At 70.8% G+C, this 19,166-nt stretch carries 14 protein-coding genes and 1 pseudogene; 8 read left to right on the top strand and 7 right to left on the bottom strand.

Annotated features, from left to right (window positions below):
- Positions 1 to 55: 55 nt before the first annotated feature.
- Entirely contained in the window at positions 56 to 1,021 is a 966-nt protein-coding gene (locus ACWIHT_RS04345) for an NAD(P)H-dependent flavin oxidoreductase (protein WP_456164240.1), read from the bottom strand.
- Positions 1,022 to 1,060: 39 nt separating this feature from the next.
- On the opposite strand from ACWIHT_RS04345, the pseudogene ACWIHT_RS04350 reads away from it, so the two are divergent.
- The 3 genes and pseudogenes from ACWIHT_RS04350 to ACWIHT_RS04360 form a co-directional block, all read left to right on the top strand.
- Positions 1,061 to 1,391, top strand: a pseudogene (locus tag ACWIHT_RS04350) (ankyrin repeat domain-containing protein); the annotation flags it as partial.
- A 91-nt stretch (positions 1,392 to 1,482) separates the two neighbouring features.
- Entirely contained in the window at positions 1,483 to 3,777 is a 2,295-nt protein-coding gene (locus ACWIHT_RS04355; RefSeq protein WP_456164242.1) for an FUSC family protein, read from the top strand.
- 98 nt (positions 3,778 to 3,875) lie between these two features.
- Positions 3,876 to 4,859, top strand: coding sequence for an NAD(P)-dependent alcohol dehydrogenase (locus tag ACWIHT_RS04360; protein WP_456164244.1), 984 nt, complete (start codon positions 3,876 to 3,878; stop codon positions 4,857 to 4,859).
- On the opposite strand, the gene ACWIHT_RS04365 is transcribed toward ACWIHT_RS04360, so the two are convergent.
- On the bottom strand, positions 4,834 to 5,643 hold the full coding sequence (locus ACWIHT_RS04365; RefSeq protein ID WP_456164246.1) for an inositol monophosphatase family protein: 810 nt from the start codon (positions 5,641 to 5,643) through the stop codon (positions 4,834 to 4,836). The two genes, ACWIHT_RS04360 and ACWIHT_RS04365, sit on opposite strands and share 26 nt — an antisense overlap.
- 230 nt (positions 5,644 to 5,873) lie before the next feature.
- Between ACWIHT_RS04365 and ACWIHT_RS04370 the strand changes: the two genes are divergently transcribed.
- The gene (locus ACWIHT_RS04370) at positions 5,874 to 6,626 is read left to right on the top strand and encodes a lysozyme (protein ID WP_456164248.1); all 753 of its coding nucleotides are present in this window, start codon (positions 5,874 to 5,876) and stop codon (positions 6,624 to 6,626) included.
- Positions 6,627 to 6,693: 67 nt separating this feature from the next.
- Here ACWIHT_RS04370 and ACWIHT_RS04375 read toward each other — a convergent pair whose 3' ends face one another.
- The 4 genes from ACWIHT_RS04375 to ACWIHT_RS04390 form a co-directional block, all read right to left on the bottom strand.
- The gene (locus ACWIHT_RS04375) at positions 6,694 to 8,301 is read right to left on the bottom strand and encodes a sodium/solute symporter (protein WP_456164250.1); all 1,608 of its coding nucleotides are present in this window, start codon (positions 8,299 to 8,301) and stop codon (positions 6,694 to 6,696) included.
- The gene (locus ACWIHT_RS04380) at positions 8,298 to 8,732 is read right to left on the bottom strand and encodes a DUF485 domain-containing protein (protein WP_456164252.1); all 435 of its coding nucleotides are present in this window, start codon (positions 8,730 to 8,732) and stop codon (positions 8,298 to 8,300) included. The genes ACWIHT_RS04375 and ACWIHT_RS04380 overlap by 4 nt, the downstream gene beginning before the upstream one ends.
- Before the next feature lie 227 nt (positions 8,733 to 8,959).
- A complete protein-coding gene (locus ACWIHT_RS04385) occupies positions 8,960 to 9,388 on the bottom strand; it encodes a hypothetical protein (RefSeq protein WP_456164254.1) in 429 nt (142 codons plus the stop codon).
- Positions 9,389 to 9,423: 35 nt separating this feature from the next.
- Entirely contained in the window at positions 9,424 to 10,908 is a 1,485-nt protein-coding gene (locus tag ACWIHT_RS04390) for a M4 family metallopeptidase (protein ID WP_456164256.1), read from the bottom strand.
- A gap of 181 nt (positions 10,909 to 11,089) precedes the next feature.
- Here ACWIHT_RS04390 and ACWIHT_RS04395 point away from each other — a divergent pair, with 181 nt between their 5' ends.
- Genes ACWIHT_RS04395 through ACWIHT_RS04405 form a run of 3 tightly spaced genes read left to right on the top strand, consistent with a single transcriptional unit; the run spans position 11,090 to position 14,600 of the window.
- Positions 11,090 to 12,409 carry an aminotransferase class I/II-fold pyridoxal phosphate-dependent enzyme gene (locus ACWIHT_RS04395; RefSeq protein WP_456164258.1) on the top strand — a complete coding sequence of 440 codons (1,320 nt, stop codon included), beginning with the start codon at positions 11,090 to 11,092 and terminating at the stop codon, positions 12,407 to 12,409.
- Positions 12,410 to 12,444: 35 nt separating this feature from the next.
- Entirely contained in the window at positions 12,445 to 13,338 is an 894-nt protein-coding gene (locus ACWIHT_RS04400; RefSeq protein ID WP_456164260.1) for a dihydrodipicolinate synthase family protein, read from the top strand.
- An 11-nt stretch (positions 13,339 to 13,349) separates the two neighbouring features.
- The gene (locus ACWIHT_RS04405; RefSeq protein WP_456164262.1) at positions 13,350 to 14,600 is read left to right on the top strand and encodes an MFS transporter; all 1,251 of its coding nucleotides are present in this window, start codon (positions 13,350 to 13,352) and stop codon (positions 14,598 to 14,600) included.
- A 40-nt stretch (positions 14,601 to 14,640) separates the two neighbouring features.
- On the opposite strand, the gene ACWIHT_RS04410 is transcribed toward ACWIHT_RS04405, so the two are convergent.
- A complete protein-coding gene (locus ACWIHT_RS04410) occupies positions 14,641 to 15,120 on the bottom strand; it encodes a GNAT family N-acetyltransferase (RefSeq protein WP_456164264.1) in 480 nt (159 codons plus the stop codon).
- 658 nt (positions 15,121 to 15,778) lie between these two features.
- Here ACWIHT_RS04410 and ACWIHT_RS04415 point away from each other — a divergent pair.
- Positions 15,779 to 19,096, top strand: a complete 3,318-nt coding sequence (locus ACWIHT_RS04415) for a lectin (protein WP_456164266.1) — start codon at positions 15,779 to 15,781, stop codon at positions 19,094 to 19,096.
- The last annotated feature ends 70 nt before the right edge of the window (positions 19,097 to 19,166 follow it).

Here is a 19,166-nt window from a genome sequence, read left to right on the forward strand (position 1 = left end):
CACGCTGCTCGCGGACTCCGTAGGCAAGGCCGCCGTGACGTGAACCCGGGCAGGATCAGGCTTCCCTTCCGGCTCGGGCCAGTGCGTCCTCGGCCTGGGTGGCAAGGGAGTTGACGAGGTCGGTGGCCGAGGGCAGGTCGTTGATGAGGTCGACGGCTTCGCCTGCCCACACGGGCAGGGGCGGTATGTCGCCCTGAGACAGGGCGACTTGGTAGGCGTGTCGGGCGTGGGGATCGTCGGCGAGTTCCGTCTCCCGGCCGCGCCACTGGTCGAGGAACGGGTGGCCGAGCGTGCGGGCGGTGTACTTCGACGGCCAGTTGGAGCCTCGGGCGATGTCGAGGATCCTGTTGCGCTCGGTGTCCGCGCCATGGCCCTGGACGATGGCCTTGGTGGTGGAGGGAGCGACCAGGGCTTCGGTGGTCGCCTGGAAGCGGGTGCCGATGAGTGCGCCGGCGGCGCCCAGGGCGAGAGCGGCGGCCAGGCCACGGCCGTCGGCGATGCCACCGGCTGCGAGTACGGGCGTCGGAGCGGCCAGATCGACGACGACCGGCACGAACGGGAGCGTGGAGCGCCCGTGCCGGGCGCCGTGTCCGCCGCTCTCGGAACCCTGGGCCACGATGACGTCGGCGCCCAGGTCCACCGCCCGCCTGGCTTCCTCCAGATCGGTGACCTGGATGACAAGTGCCGTACCTGCGCGGCGAATTCGCTCGGCGAACGGGCTCGGATCCCCGAACGACAGCATCACGGCCCGGGGTTGGCGTTCCAGGGCGTGCTCCACCGCGGCGACATCCATCTGCCAGGTGAGGAAGCCGATTCCCCACGGGTTGGTGGTGTTCTCGGTGACGATGGCCAACTCCCGCGCCAGCCAATCGCGTTCACCGTTGGCGCTGCCCAGCAGACCGAGCCCGCCCCCACGGGACACGGCCGCGGTCAGCGCACCACCGGACGATCCGCCCATCGGCGCCAGGGCGATGGGGTGCCGCACTCCGAAGAGCTTCGTGAACGCCGTCGTCAAAGCCATGGCCCCCATCATCACCCAGCAGCCGCCCAATCTCAGCCCATGAAGCAGCGGCAGCTGAAGAAGCTCTCCCGGCGGCATTTCGGGGCGATCGTGGTGGGCGACTCGGGTGTGGTGAAGGCGGTTCTGCGTGCCGGAGCCGACCCTGGGTGAGTCGACAGCGAGGGCACCACACCGCTCTACGCCGCCTCTGTGAACGGGGAGGCCGCGATCGTCCCCCTGTTGGGGGCACGCGGAGACGGTCCGCGAGCTGCTGGCGCACGGCGCCGATCCGAACGTACAAGAAGGTCACGGCACCGGCCGGTCCCCGCTGGAGTGGGCGAACCACGGCCCTCACCCCGAGACGGTCGCCCTCCTCGCCGAGGCGGGCGCGACGGCGGCAGGGTGGGTGATCGGCGAGCATGGCGGATACTCGGGTATGGCGGGGCACATGGGTGCTGCGCGGGCTGGAGGTGCGCCGGCGTATGGAGAGAACTTGGCGCGGCCTGCCCGGGCGGATTCCGGCGTGGTTGCGTGACCATGATCCGGGGCTTGCGGCCACCCGCAGGGCCGCACGCACCGCGCTGGTGATGCCCGCGTTGTTCGCCCTGTGCGGCCAACTGCTGAAATCCTCGACGATGGCGACCTACGCGGCGTTCGGGTCGTTCTCGATGCTCCTGCTGGTGGAGTTCACCGGCCCGATGGTGCAGCGACTGCGGGCCCACGTGGGACTCGCGCTGGGCTGGGCGGCACTCATCTGTCTCGGCACGCTGGTGGCGCGGACGGACTGGCTGGCCGTCGCCACCATGGTCGTAGTGGGCTTCCTGGTGCTGTTCTCGGGGGTGGTCAGCTCCGTTCTCGCGGGTGCCTCGACCGCGCTGCTACTGGCCTTCATCCTCCCCGTGACCTCACCGGCCCCGCTGTCGCAGCTGCCCGACCGGCTCGCGGGAGCGGGCCTCGCCGCCGTCGCCGCCATGCTCGCGATCTCCCTGCTGTGGCCCCGCTCCACCATGGACCCGCTCAGCGCGCCCGCCGCCCGGGTCTGCCGCGCGGCGGCGGCCCAGCTGCGCACCGACGCCTCCTGGCTGGACGGCGGGCCGCAGGCGCCGACCGCCCGGCAGTGCGAGGTCGCCGCCGACCGGGCCACCGCCGCGGCCGCGGACCTGCGCGCCGCCTTCGACGGCACTCCCTACCGGCCCACCGGCCTGTCCGTCGGCTCCCGCGCACTGGTCCGGCTGGTCGACGAACTCACCTGGCTCAGTGCCATCGTGGAGGACAGCGGCCCCGTGTCGGACGAACGCCGGGTCTGCGACGTCGACGCACGCACCGTACGGCGGGCGGCCGCCACGGCCCTGGACGAGGCGGCCGTACTCCTCGATGCCCCGCGCGAAGCGCCCGACGCCCTGCGCGCCGCACTGGTCGACCTGCGCGCGGCGATGGACGGCATGGAGGACGGCGCCACCCGCCGACTACCCGTGGAACGGCCGAGGCCGCGCACGGAGTCGGAGGTCCGCGCCTTCATCGAGACCCTCGATCTGTCGTTCCGCGCCCAGGAGTTGGGCTTCGCCACCCTTCAGATCGCCGGCAACGTGGACCTCGCCGCGGCCGCCGAGCGGCGCAGCTGGCCGGAGCGGCTGCTCGGCGGAGAACCCGGCGCACTGACCCAGCCCCTGGGGTCGGCCGTCGAACGCGCCGCCGCCCACCTGGAGCCGCGCTCGGTCTGGCTGCACAACAGCCTCCGGGGCGCGCTGGGTCTCGGCATCGCGGTGGCGCTGGCGAACGCGACAGGGGTCCAGCACTCGTTCTGGGTCCTGCTCGGAACCCTGTCGGTGCTGCGCTCCAACGCGCTCAACACCGGGCAGAACGCCCTGCGCGCCCTCGGCGGCACCCTGGCCGGCTCGCTCGTGGGCGTCGGGCTGCTCCAGGTCATCGGCCACCACGGCACCCTGCTCTGGTTCCTGCTCCCCGTCGCCGTGCTCGTCGCCGGTATCGCCCCCGCCGCCATCTCCTTCGCCGCCGGACAGGCGGCCTTCACCGTCGCCCTGGTGATCCTCTTCAACATCGGCCAGGACCCCGACTGGCACATCGTGCTGCTGCGCATCCAGGACATCGCCCTGGGATGCGCGGTGAGCGTGCTGGTGGGCCTGTTCTTCTGGCCGCGAGGTGCCGGGGCCGCAGTGGACCGGGCGCTGTCCGCCGCGTACGACGCCAGCGCCCGCTACCTCGCGGACGCGGTCGAGTACGCGGCCAGTCGATGCAGCATCGGCTGCCTGCCGACCGACGCACCGCTGGAGGCGAGCCGACAGGCTGCCGCCGCGGCCCGCCGCCTCGACGACGCCTTCCGCAGCTACCTCGCCGAACGCGGCGCCAAGCCGGTACGGCTCTCCGACATGACCACCCTGGTCACCGGGATCGTAGGACTGCGCCTCGCCGCGGACGCGGTGCTCGAACTGTGGCAGCGCAACGGCGGCGACGAACAGATCCAGCCCGACCGCTCCGAGGCCCGGCTGATCCTCCTCGACACCGTCGTCCGGCTCTCCGACTGGTACCGCGACCTGGCCGCCGGACTCGGTCAACACACCGCCGTACCGGCCCCGTTGGCACGCGATCCGGAGGAGGAAGCACGCCTTGTGGACTCCCTGCGCCGCGACCTGCGCGACGACGACGGACGCGCCACGGCCACGGCCGTCCGCATCATCTGGACGGCGGACCACCTCAACGTGGCCCGGCGCCTCCAGTACGTCCTGACGGCGGCGGCGAAACCGAGCGCCGCGGCCTGATACCTGACGAACAGTCAACTCGCCCCGTCCGTCTGGGCGTGCGCGTCGGCTCACGAGATGCTGGGCGCGTGCCCCGACCCGAACGGAGGGCAACCACCTTGAAAGCCATCGTGCAGGATGTCTACGGCCCGGCGGACGTACTGGAGTTGCGGGACATCGACCGCCCGGCACCCGGCCCCGACGAGGTGCTGATCCGCGTACGGGCCGCCGGTGCCGGGCCCGACGTCTGGCACCTGATGACCGGACTGCCCTACCCCGCGCGGCTCGTCTTTGGGCTGCGCAGGCCGAAGAACCCCGTCCCGGGCTGGGATGTCGCGGGGGTGATCGAAGCGGTCGGCCCCGGTGTGAGCGACCTCGGACCCGGAGACGCCGTCTACGGCCAATGCCGAGGCTCCTTCGCCGAGTTCACCCTTGCCAAGGCCGGCGCGATCGCGCACAAGCCCGACAGCCTCACCTTCGAACAGGCCGCCGCCGTCCCCTGCTCCGGTGTCACCGCCCTCCAGGCGCTGCACGCCAAGGCCGGTCTGCGCCCCGGCCAACAGGTCCTGGTCATCGGCGCCTCGGGCGGAGTCGGCAGCTTCGCCGTCCAACTCGCCACCGCGCAGGGCGCCGAGGTCACCGCGGTCTGCGGTCCGGACGCGGCGGACTTCGTCCGGTCCCTGGGCGCCGTCGACGTCATCGACTACACCCGGGAGGAGATCACCGACCGGCCGCGCCGCTACGACGTCGTCCTCGACGCCGCCGGAAACCGCGCCGTCTCGCTCCTGCGCGGCGTGCTCACTCCGCACGGCACCCTTGTCCGCGTCGGCGGCGAGGGCGGGAGCCAATGGTTCGCCGACGCGGGCATCCGCCTGGAGATGGGGCTGCGTTCACTGCTCGGGGGCCAGAAGCTCCAGGGCATGCTCGCGGTCGTACGCCGTGCGGACCTCCTGACTCTCAACGCGATCATCGACAAGGGCGAGCTCACTCCCGTGGTCGCCCGCGCCTTTCCGCTGTCCGAAGCCGCCGACGCCGTCCGCTACTTGGAGAACGGCCATCCGCAGGGCAAGGTCGTCGTCACTGTGGCGGGACCGGGGGACTGACCGTCGACCGCCACAACTCCCGTGCCTCCGCCGCGATTCCGGGCGCGGTGAGCAGCAACGGTTCGTCGTAGGAAGGGAGTTGAGGCAGCGCGACGGCTCCCGCCTCCGTCGCGATGAGCAGCGCGGGCAGACCGTCCACCGGGTGGAACTCGCCGATCGCGGCGGCGGCCGCCCGGCCCGCCGCGACCTGCACCAGGGACAGTGCCGTCGAACCCATCACGCGTACCGTGCAGTGCCGGTCGGCCAGTTGGGCCAGCAGTGCGTCCAGGCCCGGCCAGTGCGCGTGCGCCGCCCACTCCGTCATGAACACATGGCCGGTCAGTGTCGTGTGGTCGGCCGCGTGGATCGGGGCGCCGTTCAGGTGCGCCCCTTTGCCCAGTACGGCCGTGAACACCTCGCCCCGCCACGGGTCCGCGACCAGGCCCAGCAGAGGGGAGCCGTCCGGCCGCGCGAGGCCCAGCGAGAAGGAGCACCAGCCAAGCCCGTGGGCGTAGTTGGTGGTTCCGTCCACGGGGTCGATCACCCAGTGCGGGGCGTCCGACGCGCCCTCCTCGATGCCGTACTCCTCGCCGTCGATGCCCCAGTCGGGGAACTCCCGCCGCAGCACCGACCGTACGTGCCGCTCCACCGCCTCGTCCGTGTCCGTGACGATGTCGGCCGGGCTCGCCTTCTGCCGGACCGGGCCCGAGGCTCCGGCGTTGCCGTTGCGGATCGTCTCCGAGGCCCACTCGGCCAGCTCCACGGCCACGCGCAGCGCGGCGTCCAGGTCATGCTCGTTCGTCACTGCTCTTCCCCACTCCACTCCGGTGCGGGCGAACCTCTCCGGGTCGGCCTCGACACAGGAGATCACGTCGTCGTACGTCCTCGTCGACGTGGTTGGCGGTACATGACGTGCGATGCGGCACGGTTGCGGTTCGTATAGGCGGTATGCGACGACGAATATCAACCTGGGACGGGTTCTCCCGTCTGTGCGTGGCCGTGGTGGTGTCCGGCCTTCTTCTCACCGTGACCGGTATGGCCCCCGCGCCGACCACGGCCGAACCCCTGCCCGTGCGGGGCAGCGCCTACATGGGCATCGGCGTCATGGCCCACGACGGGTCGGTCGGCAGGACCGGTGCGGTGTCCCCGGAGGAGCGGGCCGGGCAGACCGAGGGCGTCGATGTCTCCAGCTATCAGCGTGCCGTGGCGTGGCCCACTCTGTGGAGCGCCGGTACCAGGTGGGCCTATACGAAGGCCACGGAAGGCACCTCCTACCGCAACCCGTACTACGACGACCAGTACGAGGGCGCGTACGACGTCGGCATGGTCCGCGGGGCCTACCACTTCGCCACACCGGACGGGGGCAGCGGGGCCGCGCAGGCCGACTACTTCGTGAACCACGGCGGGGGCTGGTCGGGCGACGGCCGGACGCTGCCCGGGGCACTCGACATCGAGTGGAACCCCTACGGGGACTCCTGCTACGGCAAGTCCGCGAGCGGCATGGTCAGCTGGATCGGCGACTTCCTGAACCGCTACAAGGCCCGCACCGGTCGTGATGCCGTGATCTACACGTCCACCAGCTGGTGGAACAGCTGCACCGGGAGCTACCGGGGTTTCGGTGCCACGAACCCCCTGTGGGTGGCCCGGTACGCCTCGTCGGTGGGGGCGCTCCCCGCGGGCTGGTCGGCGTACACGATGTGGCAGTACACGTCGTCCGGGCAGACGGTCGGTGACCACGACCGGTTCAACGGCTCCCCGGACGCCCTGCGCGAGTTCGCCGCCGACTGACCGGGCGTGATGAGCCGGGGGCCCCGGCCCCCGGCTTCGGCTCGGGCCCGGTTTCGTCGGAGGGGCGTCATCCGTTCTTGGGCTGCGCCGGTCCGGCCAGCAGGACGGGCTCGATGGCTTCGTAGCGGTTGCGGGCGCGGGAACCGGACCTTCGGCGGGACAGGACGGTGGCGACGAGGCCGCTGAGGAACCCGGCCGGGACGGAGACGAGGGCGGTCGTGGTGAACGGGAACCAGTTGAAGTCGGCGTCGGGGAAGGCCGATTGGGGAGTGCCGGAGACGAGGCTGGTGCCCGGGAGGAGGACGAGGACGCTGAGGGTGCCGCCGATGAGGGTGGCCAGCAGGCCGGCGCGGGTGTAGCGGCGCCAGAAGAGGCTGTAGAGGAGCGCCGGAGCGATCGCCGAGGCGCCCAGACAGAAGGAGAGGATGGCGAGGGGCTGGAGGCTGCGGTGCTGGGCGAGTACGGCCAGCGCGATCACGGGGATGCCCACGGCCAGGGCGGCCAGGCGGGCCAGTGCCATTTCGCGCAGCGGCGGGGTGTCGGGGCGGGCCGCGATGTCGTGGGCGAGGGAGTTGGCGCAGGCCAGGGTCATGCTCGCCACGGAGGCCAGCAGGGTCAGGAAGATGGCCGTGGTGACGGTGGTGAACAGCAGGCTCTCCGGACGGGAGAGATCGGTGCCGAACGCGGCCCGCGCGCCGAGGAGATAGGCGGTGGAGCCGCGCGGGTCCGCGGCGCTGATGGTCTTGGCGCCGATGAGCGCGGTGGCGCCGACCGCGACGACGGTCATGACGGCGATGAACAGCGCGACCGCCGACACGGCCCAGGACATCGCGCGGCGTACCTGCCGGGTGCTGCCGGCGGTGTACATGCGCATGGTCACGTGGGGGAGGGACGCACCGCCGAGCACGATCGCGCACTGCGTGCTGACCATGTCGAGGGCGGGGTGCCGTCCGCCGGCGAACTGGAGCCCGTAGCGCAGGTAGTCGGGGCCCGCCCCGCTGTTCCGCGCGGCGGTCCGGAACAGGGCCGGGGGGCTCCAGCCGAAGGTGTGCAGGATGAGCGCGGCGACGACCAGGCCCGAGCCGAGGAGGATCACGGTCTTCAGGATCTGGATCAGCGCCGTGCCCCGCATGCCTCCGAGCGCCGCGTACGTGATCATCAGCCCACCGGCCCCGACGACACAGCCGGTGCGCATGGTGCTGTCGGAGAAGCCGAGGACGTACGCCAACAGCTGGCCCACGCCCGCGAGTTGGACGACCATCATGGGCACCAGGGCGGCGAGGGTGACGGCGCACGCGGTGATGCGTACCGCGCGGCCGGGCATCCGGCGGGCGAGCACGTCGCCCATGGTGAACCTGCCGGTGTGGTGCAGCGGTTCGGCCAGCAGGAACATCAGGAGCAGCAGGGAGAGCAGGGTGCTCAGGGCCAGGACGACACCGTCGTAGCCGCAGAGCGCGATGATGCCGCCGACGGTCAGGACGGTGGCCGCGGAGATGTAGTCCCCGGCGATGGCCAGGCCGTTGCGCAGCGGGGAGAGGAACCGGTAACCGGTGTAGAACTCTTCGAGGTCGTCGCGGTCGGGGCCGGTGACCACGCAGAGCAGCAGGGTGAGGGTGACGACGCTGAAGAACGCCACGAGTGACCAGGACTGCGCGGCGCCCTTGAAGTCGGTCACGGCCCGACCTGCTCGTCGCGGGGGAGCGGCGTCTGGTGGCGCACCCGGTGGGCGAGGGGGTCGACGTGGCGTCGCGCGGTGTACTCGTAGAAGAGCACGGCCAGCCAGGTGACGGGGAGTTGGACCAGGGCGAGGCAGAGGCCGACCGGCAGGCCGCCGGGGGCGGGTGCGGTCATGACGGAGGGGAAGGCGACGGTGAGGGTGAGGAAGACGACGAAGTAGCCGAGCGCGACGAGTGCGGCGACGCGGCGCTGCCGGCGGCAGGCCCGGCGCAGGAGTCGTAGGTCGCGGTGCGGTCCGGTCCATGAACGGGCCCGGACCGCACGCCAGTTGCTGCCGTGCGGGGCGGGTGACGGAGCGTGCGGGGTGGGGGAGGCGTGACGTGCGGGCCGGTGTCGCAGCGGGTGTAACTCGGAGCTGTCGGTGGACATTCCAAGGTCTCCTAGTGGGTCGTGGGCCCCAAGAAGTGCCGACCGCGAGAACGCGGGGGAGCGGTCCCGGTCATCGCACGCTATGCGGGCGTCGGAGCGCGCGCAGGACTTCCGACGAACTCCCTGGTGAGGACCGCTGCACCGCGCTGACCTCGGATGTTGTGGGTGTGAGGGGTGGTACGGAACTCCACGGGAGTGGTGTGTGAGCCGAGCGGGCGTCGAGCGGATCACCTCTTGGACCACTCGCGGGCTCCCGCCTGACGCATCAACTCCTCGGCGGTATCGGGATCCGCGTCGGCGAGGAACGGATGGACGAGCCGGGCATAGTCGGCGTGCCCCTGAAGGGACTTCCGAAGTTGCTTCTGGTTCTTGGCGCTGAAGGAGATGCCACCGCGCTTCTCCACGACTCCGACGGCCATCGCCAGCTGTTCGACGTCCACCGACAGGTAGTAGGCGTCCCTGTGCAGTTCGACGCTGCCGTCGATGGTTCCCTCCCTGTAGTCGAGAGTGATCCAGTACCCGACGACAGGGCCTGTGTAGCCTGCACTTGGCGCCACCAGGTCGCTTTCCTCGGGGCCGGTGAGCCCCAGGGCCGCCGCGACGGGGGCGTACACCGTCCGCACTTCGCTGAAGAAGACCTTCGCCGACGGAACCATGTGCGCCTCCTGTCCGGATCGGTGAAGTCTGGCGGCTACGGAAGGACTCCGACGGCGGACCAGGCGTCCAGCACCGCGCGGTGTTCGTCGCCCTCGCCGTAGCGGCGGAGCGCCGCGGTGGCCGTCAGGCGGGCGAAGTCGGCGAACTGTACGTTCTCGTGGAGTCCGGCGCCGGTGAGGGCCGCCCACCAGATCTGTCCGGCCCGCTCCCACGCCTTGCCGCCAAGTCGCTGGGCCACAAGGTAGAACGCGTGGTTGGGGATACCCGAGTTGAGGTGCACGCCCCCGTTGTCGTGCTCCGTGTGCTGGTAGCCGTCCATCGTCCCGGGCTGCGGGTCGGTGCCCAGCACGGCGTCGTCGTAGGCGCTGCCGGGATCCTTCAGCGAACGCAGCGCGCGGCCGTTGACGCCGGGAGCCAGCAACCCGGCGCCCAGGAGCCAGTCCGCCTCGTCCACGGTCTGATCCAGCGTGTACTGCTTGAGCAGCACTCCGAAGACGTCGCAGATCGAGTTGCGCAGGGCCCCGGCCTGTCCGTCGTAGGGGATCAGGCTCAGTTCGCGGATGCCCTTCCAGACCTCGACGCCGATGATGTCGACGCACTTGCTGAACCGGGTGAAGATCTGCTCGTCGCCGTCACCCAGGACCAGGACCTCACCGTTCCAGAACGCGTTGTTGTACTTCCGGTCGTAGTGGACGACCGCCGCGATCGGTCCCTCGCCGGGCCTCGCGACGTACTCGCGGCCGAAGACCTCCCGCAGGAAGTCCGACGTGGCCACGAGCCCCTCGTACGCCTCGTCGACGGCCGGGTCACCCACCGGGCCGTGACCGGTCGAACGGGCCACCGTGGAAAGGCGGTTGAGATCCGTGCCCCACCGTGCGTCGAAGACCACGTGCTTCACGTCCTCGGCCGACGCCAGGTCCGGATTCCGTACGACGCGCCCCTCCTCGACGTACACCTCGGCACGCCGGAAGACGAACTGCGGCGGGGCCTGGTCGGTCAGCCGTTCCAGCAGGAGCAGCGGGACCACGCTGGAGTGCAGCAGCGCGGGTTCCAGGGGACTGGCGCCGTGTTCGACCAGTTCAAGTCGGCTCGTCCACGCCCGGATCTGGCCCTTGGAGATGCGGGCCACGTCGCCGATCTCCGTGATCGCCCGAACCAACCGCTGCACGGCGTCCCGGGCCAGATCCTCGCGGGCCTCCTCGGAGACCGTGTCCCCGGTGATGAACGGCATCGCTTCCAGGGCCTCGTAGCCACGCAGTACGGCTTCGAAGATCCCGCTGTCGCGTTTGCGCGCGAGCAGCGGCCCGTGGTCGTCCCACGCGGTGCGGCTCGGCGCGGGCGCCGCCCAGTGACCGTACCTGCGGTAGTACGCGACTGCCGTGCTGTTCCTGGTCAGTTCGGCGTAGATCAGCCTGGCCGCCGTGCGGGCGTTGCTGTGGGTGCGCAGCAGTCCACCTGCGGCGGTGGCGACGCCGCCGCCCGCCGCACCGATGAGCGCGGCTATCAGCGTGCTGTCCATGCTGCCCCGCTTCCCCCTGGCGTTGACGCACAAGTCCAGGCAAGCAGTCGGCCCCGGCGACGTCCAGGGTTTCGTTGGCTTCGGTGGTCACCCGTGGCGTATGTTTGGCATAGGACAAACTTTGGCCTAGGACGAATCCTTCTGTGCGGACGACTCCTTCAGCTCGGACGGAGCCGATCACGTGGGTATCAGGGGCGTCACCGCGGCCGAGATCGCGGGGAGCGTGCGGGACCAGGTCGCCTCGGGCGAGCTGGCGCCGCAGTCGAGTCTGCCCCCGGTACGGACGCTCGCGGCCGAGCTGGGCGTCAACCGGAACACGGTCGCCCTCGCCTACCGGCGGCTCGTCGAGGCGGGAGTGGCCGAGACCCGGGGCCGCGGCGGCACGGTCGTCGCCGTAGTACCGCAGCTCGCGCGCGAAGGCGTCGGTGTCGGCGGCGACTGCGTCGACCTGGCCAGCGGCAACCCCGACCCGAGGCTGCTGCCCGACATCCTGGCCGCCACCCGGCGCGGCGACTACACCCCACCGCTGTACGGCGTGCCCGCCATCGACGCCGGCCTGGAGACTTGGGCCTGCGCCGACTTCTCCGAGGACATCGACCAGCCGTTCCGCATGCTGGTGACGCACGGAGCGGTGGACGCCACCGAGCGGCTCCTGAACGCCCACCTCACCCGCGGCGACCTGGTGGCGATCGAGGACCCCTGCTTCCTGGCGAGCATCGGCACCCTGCGCCTGAACGGCTACCGCACGGCACCCGTCGGGGTCGACGGCGCCGGCATGCGCCCCGACGCCCTGCGGGCCGCCCTGGAGGCAGGCGCCCGCGCGGTCGTCTGCACGCCCCGGGCCCACAACCCGACCGGCGCGAGCCTCACCGAGGAACGGGCGGCCGACCTGCGTGCCGTCCTCGCGGAGCACCCCCAGGTCCTGGTGATCGAGGACGACCACTTCTCGGCGGTCTCCGCGCGGTCGTACCACCGGATCACACCACTGAACAGTTCACGCTGGGCACTGGTGCGGTCCGTGTCCAAGTTCCTCGGCCCCGATCTGCGACTCGCCCTCGTCGCCGCCGACGCCGAGACCGCCGCGCGACTCGAAGCGCGGTTGAGCGCCGGCACCCAATGGGTCAGCCGCCTGCTGCAACACATCGCCCGCGAACTCCTCCGCGATCCCCGAGTCCACGAACTCCACGAACGCGCCCGCGAACTCTACGCACGGCGCAGCGGCCTGCTCGTCGAGCGACTGCACGCGCAAGGCATCGAGGTCCTGCACCGACCTGACGGACTGAACGTATGGGTCCAACTCGACGTCGACGCAAGGGCCGTGGTCGCGGCACTCACCCAGCGCGGTTGGGCGGTACGGCCCGGACACCTCTTCGCGCCCGATCCGGCCGCCCACCAGGGCGCGATCCGGATCACCTCCGCCACCCTCACCGAACCGCAGGCCGAGGCCTTCGCCGCCGCACTCGCCGCGGTCCTCGCGGAACTGCGCGCGGCGGCCAACTGACCATCACCGACGCCCCCTTCACCCAAGGAGTCATCATGTTCCGCGGCCTGAGCGCCTTCCCCCTGACGCCCACCGACGAGCAGGGCATCGACGAAACGGCGTACGCGGCGCTCGTCGCACGGCTCGCCGCCGCAGGCGTCGACTCCATCGGCGCGCTCGGCTCCACCGGCGGCTACGCCTACCTCACCCGGGAACAGCGCGCCCACACCGCGAAGATCGCGGTGGAGGCCGCCGACGGGGTACCCGTCATCGTCGGCATCGGCGCGCTGCGCGCCTCGCACGTACGGCAACTGGCCGAGGACGCCCAGCAGGCGGGCGCCTCCGGAGTGCTGCTCGCCCCGATGACGTATCAACTGCTCACCGAGGACGAGGTGTTCGGCCTGTACGAGGACGTCACACGCGACCTCTCCGTGCCGCTCTGCGTCTACGACAACCCCGGCACCACGCACGTCCGCTTCACCGACGAACTGCACGGCCGCATCGCGCAGTTGCCCAACATCGGCTCGATCAAGATCCCCGGCGTGCCCGACGACCCGCGCGAGGCGGAGCGTCGGGTCGCCGCCCTGCGCGCGCTGATCCCCGACACCGTCACCATCGGGGTGAGCGGGGACTGGACGGCCGCGCGCGGTCTGAACGCCGGGTGCGACGCCTGGTACTCGGTCCTCGGCGGCACCCTCCCGCTCACCGCCCTCGCCATCACCCGCGCCGCCCAGTCCGGCAACGCGGGCCCGGCGGTGGACCTGTCCGAGCAACTGGAGCCGCTGTGGGCCCTGTTCCGCCGCCACGGCAGCCTGCGCGTCATCTCCGCCGCCGCCTCCCACCTCGGCCTGACGGCAGAACCGAACCTGCCGCTGCCGCTGCGGGGGCTGGACGGGACCGCCCGCCAGGAGGTCGCCGCCGCGCTGGACACCCTCGGGCTCACCTCCTGAGCACGAACGCCGTGAACCCGCGGCGCGAAGCAAGTACGACACCCAGGTCGCGGGAAGCACCGCCTCCGCCCGGCGAGGGCCTCGGCGGCCTGGCGCGCTACGTCGTCGCCGCGGCCCTCGCCCGCACCGCGGACGGCGGAGCCGTGGTCGCCGTCGTGCTGCTCGTCACCTCGTCCGGCGGCTCCGGGACGCTCGCCGGAGTACTCGGCGCCTGCATCACCGCCCCGCACCTCCTCGGCCCCTTCGTCGCGCGGACGCTCGACCTCGCCCGGGACGGCCGCAAGGTCATCGCGGCGGCCTGCCTCCTGTACGCCACCGCGCTGACCACGGGAGTGCTGACGTACGGTCACTCGCCCGTCGTACCGACCGCGCTGCTGCTGGCCACGGCCGGTACCTGCGGGCCGCTGCTGACCGGCGGCATCAGCAGCAGACTCCCCGCCATCGTCGGACCCCGACTGCGCACCCAGCGCCGGGCCCAGGGCTGGGACGTGGCCACCTACGGCATCGGCGGCACGGTCGGCCCGTCCCTGGTGGCCGCGCTGTCGGGCTGGGTCTCGCCCACCGCCGCGGCTCTCGCGCTCGCCCTCGGAGCGGCCATCGCGGCGGGCGGTGTCCTGCTGCTGCCCTTCACCGCGCCGTCGCACGGTGGCGACAGGGCGGCGATCCTCAAGCCGGGAGCGACCCTCGCGCTGATAGCCGGCACGGGCCGTCTCCGGCGCACCGTCTACCTGACGATGGTCGTCGCGCTGAGTGTCGCCGCGCTGCCGATCACCGCGGTCCATCTGACGAAGATCCTCGGTATCGAGCCCGCCACCGCGGCCCTGCTGACCGCCGCCTACGGCCTCGGCAACCTCACCGGGTCCATAGCCGTCATGACCTTCCCGCTCACCGGCGCCCCGGACCGGTTGATGCGCCGCCTCGCCCTGGGTGTCGTCGCCGGCCTCCTCACCGTCACCGTGAGCCCCGCCTTCGCGGTGTCCGTCGCGGCCTACGCCCTCACCGGGATCCTCAACTCCTTCTTCTTCGCCTCCACCCTCGCGGCCCGCACGGAGTACGCGCCGAGCGGAGCGCGCGGCCAGGTCTTCATCTGGGTCGCCGCCCTGAAGATCACGTCCGGATCCGCCGGTACGGCACTGGCCGGCTCCCTGACGAGCGTGTCCGTCCGACTGCCACTCGTCGTCGGCCTCCTGGCGGTCGCCGTGGCCGTCGCTGCCGCAACCGTCGAGACGCGCTTCGGGAGAACCGACGAGAAGGACTCCTGACCGCGCCGAGGCGGGAAGCCGCCTACGCCCAAGAAGTGCGTCATGCCTGGGAATTCTCGAATTCGCGCACCATATACACCTCGTCGTGCAGACTGCCGTCCGCGGCGAGTGTGTTGCGCGGCATACGGCCGACCTCGACAAATCCCTTGTTCCCGTAGAAATCCACGGGCCCGCTCTGCCCGTCGGTCGTGAGATAGAGCTGACTCAGTCCTACGGAATGGCAGATGTCCACGGCGGCGTCGAGCATCGCCGATCCAATCCCCGTGCCCTGGGCTTCGGGAAGCACATGCATACGCTTCAGCCAGCCCCAATGACTCTGGGTGTGGTCGCGATTCAGCACAATTGCCAGCCAGCCGAGAAGTTCGTCGTCGCGCCGCACCACAACGAGATGGGCTCCGGCGCTTCTCACCTTCTTGAACAGCTCAGCGGCCGTCGGCCGGACGTCTTCAGGACGGACCGGCGGCAGGAACCCGATTCCAGCGCCCCCTCGGTTGGTGACCTCCACCCAGGTTCCGACCATTTCGGATTCCAGCGCGGGCGGAACCCTGGGTGACTGACCACCGTGACGCCGCCGGGCAATTGCGACCCGGTGCGGTTGTCCGCTCGACTTGAATGCATGGCGCCCATTCTATTCGGTCGCACCGGATGCCTCCGGTGGGGGAGGCAGCGAGCCGGGAGTCGTATCCGAACACGGGAATGGGCTTCTCATGGCGTCGGGATGACCCAGCGCTGGGAGATATTTGCCGGAACCATTGCCGCGCCCGCCGGTTGTACAACTCCTTCGGGAGGTAGGCCGTCGGCTCGACCGGTTTGCGACGGAGTTTGCGTACAACGGCGAGGCAGGTCGGTCCGCTCCGGAACCCTGGCATCCCCCTGCGGTGCCGTCGTCGCACGCGCCTCTGGGTGAACTTCGCGTTCAGAAAGTCCCGTTGGCCTCGTTGACACGCCATCAGCTCACACGTTTCACTCGACACTCGTGCGTGGCAACGTTGTCAGGCCGTCGGGGGCGACCGGAACCGTTGCCTGTCGCCGACGTTCCGGGATCCCGGTGCGTCGGCACCTGTTGTGCCAGGCACGAATCGCTGCGGAGGCAACCGATGGTGAGACCCCGACAATCAGCCGCGCCACATGACCGCAAGAGATCCCGCCGACATCTGGCCCTGTTCTGCGTCCTGGGAATGGCCGTCCTCCCGCTCCCGGCAGTGGGCAACGCCTATGCCGCGAGCGGCGCGACGCCGGCCTTGGTGAGCGACCCCGCGTCCCTCGTCAACCCCCTCATCGGCACCTCCGGTGCGGTGGACACCTTCCCCGGCCCCGACATGCCGGCCGGGATGGTCCAGTGGGGTCCCGACACGACGCCCGACCGCCCCGACGGCGGCGGCTACCAGTACAACGACAACAAGATCTCCGGGTACAGCCTCACCCACGTCTCGGGCCCGGGCTGCCCCGTCGCGGGCGACCTGCCCATCCTGCCGGTGACCGGCGCGCTGTCGGGCGACCTCGGCACCACGTCCGCCGGCTTCAGCCACGCCGACGAGCAGGCGGGGCTCGGCTACTACAGGGTCACCGACGCGAACGGCGTCAAGACCGAGTTGACCGACACCACCCGCGCAGGTCTGGGCCGCTTCACCTTCCCCGCGGGGCAGCAGGCGAACCTGCTGTTCAAGCTCAGCGGCGGTGCCACCCAGATCGACGGAACCCGCGTCCAGGTCGTGAACAGCCAGGAGATCAGCGGCGCGATCGACAGCGGCCACTTCTGTGGCGCCGCCAACAGATACACGCTGCACTTCGACATCAAGTTCGACCGGCCGTTCACCGAAAGCGGTACGTGGGTCGGCGGCACCATCACCCCCGACGCGAAATCGCTGAAGGCCGGCAAGGCCCAACTCGCCCCGCAGAAGGCGAAGTCGGCGCCGCTGAAGGAGAAGCACTTCACCGTCCCGGCGAAGCCCGCCCCGACGATCCACACGAGCGCGAACAAGCACTCCGGTACGCCGTCCCCGGCATCCAGCGCCGCACCGCGGACGTCCACTGCCGCCCAGCCGCCCACCACCGGCGCGAACGGCATGTATCTGACCTTCGACACCGCCTCGAACCCCACGGTGAACGCCAAGGTCGGCATCTCGTACACGAGTGACGCCGGAGCGGCGAACAACCTCTCCACCGAGGTCAAGAAGTGGGACGTCGCCGCCGTCGAGCAGGCCAACCACGACGCCTGGAACGGCGTGCTGACCAAGCTCCAGATCGGCGGCGGCTCCGCCAACCAGCAGACGCAGTTCTACACCGCGCTCTACCACGCGCTGCTGCACCCGAACGTCTTCTCCGACGACAACGGCCAGTACATGGGCATGGACAACCAGGTCCACACGCTGGCCAAGGGGCAGAAGGCCCAGTACGCCAACTACTCGGGCTGGGACACCTACCGCTCCCAGACCCAGCTGATGGCGCTGGTCGAACCGAAGGTCGCCGGTGACGTCGTCACCTCGATGCTCAACGGCTATGACCAGACAGGCCTGTTGCCCAAGTGGGCCTCGAACAACGGCGAGAGTTACGTCATGGTCGGTGACCCGGCCGCCGGCATCATCGCCGACGCGTACGCCTTCGGCGCCACCGACTTCGATACGGCCAAGGCCCTTTCGGCCCTCCAGCACGAGGCCACCGTCCCGAACAACGACCGCCCCGGCGAGCCGGTACGGGACGCGAAGGGCTACCTCCCGCTCGACGAGAACGACTACAACTGCTGCAACTTCTACGGCCCCGTGTCCACCCAACTCGAATACGACTCCGCCGACTACGCGGTCGCCGCCTTCGCGAAGTCGCTCGGAAAGACCGCCGTCTACGAGAAGTTCGCCACCCGCGCCCAGGACTGGATGAACGTCTTCAACCCGCAGACCGGCTACATGCAGGCCAAGAACAAGGACGGCCAGTTCGCGGGCGGCTTCACCCCGGGCACCTCCAACGGCTTCGTGGAGGGTACGTCCGCCCAGTACACGCCGATGGTCCCCTTCAACCTGCGCCAGCTCATCCAGGCCCGCGGCGGCGACACGGCGTACTCCACCTACCTGGACAGCCTGCTCGACGACATCACGCACCCCGGCAACACCGACGCCGACCTGAGCAACGAGCCCAGTGTGGAGATCCCCTGGGAGTACGACTACACGGGCCGGCCGTGGAAGACCCAGGCGGCCGTCCGTGACGCCCAGCAGAACCTGTACTTCAACGCGCCGGTCGGCTCGTTCGGCAACGACGACCTCGGCGCGATGAGTTCCTGGTACGTCTGGTCCGAGCTGGGCATGTACCCGGAGACCCCGGGCACGGACACCCTGGCGCTCGGCAGCCCGGCGTTCCCGGTGGCCAAGGTGACCCTCGGCAATGGCAAGACCGTCGGCATCAACGCACCGCAGGCCGCGCCCGACGCGCCGTACGTACAGGCGCTCGCCGTCAAGGGCAAGGCGTGGAACAACTCCTGGCTGAGCTATCAGCAGTTCCAGAGCGCGGGCACGCTCGACTTCACACTCGGCACCGAGCCCAACAAGGCCTGGGCGTCCGCCCCTTCGGCGGCTCCGCCCTCGGACACCACGGGCGGCGGCCGGGTGCTCGCGGCGACCGGTCCCTCCAGCGACGGCCTGGTGCTCCAGCCGGGCGCGTCCGGTGACGGCACCCTCGACCTGACCAACCTCGGCAGCACGGCCGTCACCGTCGACTGGAAGGCGACGGCACCCTCCGGCATCACGCTCGACACCGCGTCCGGCTCGCTGACGGTACCCGCGACGGGCAGCGCCGAGGCGAAGGTCGGTGTCACGGCGGGCGCGAGCGAGGGCACCTACCCGGTCACCTTCGCACTCACCGACCACAGCACGGGTGCGGCTCTGAGCGGGGCGACCCTCCGCGTGGCCGTGGCCAAGGCCGGCGCGCTGTGGCCGTACGACACCAACGAGGGCATCTACCCCGACGGCACCTCCTTCTCGGGCGGGTTCGACAACGGCGGCTGGGCCTTCTCGCAGAACGCCCTGTCCGCGGCCGGTGTCACCAGCGGCTCGACCGTCACCGCCGACGGCATCTCCTACACCTGGCCGACCGTGACGGCCGGACAGCTGGACAACCTGGAGATGGCCGGCCAGACCATCCCGATGCCGTCCGGCGCGTCCGGCGCCTCGCTCGGGCTGCTGGGCACGGCGACCAACGCGCCGACCGACGGCAGCGGAGTCTCGGGCACGGTGACCGTCACCTACACCGACGGCACCACCTCGCAGGCGACGATCGGCTTCTCGGACTGGACGCTCAACGGCGGTGGCAGCCAGCCCCTCGCGGGGGACACGACAGCCGTCACGACCGCCTACCGGAACACCGGGAGCGGGGGCCGGGACAACGTCAAGGCCTACGTCTTCTCCACCAAGGTCCCGCTGGACGCGTCCAAGCAGGTCGCGTCGATCACGCTGCCGGTGACGGGCTCGACGGGCGCGGACCACCTGTTCGCCTATGGCTTCGGCCAGTGAGGCACCTGTGGAATACCAGTGAGGCACCAGTAAGGCAGTTGATGCGCTCAGTAAGGCAGTTGAGGCACTG

This window comes from Streptomyces sp. NPDC002276, assembly GCF_053891435.1.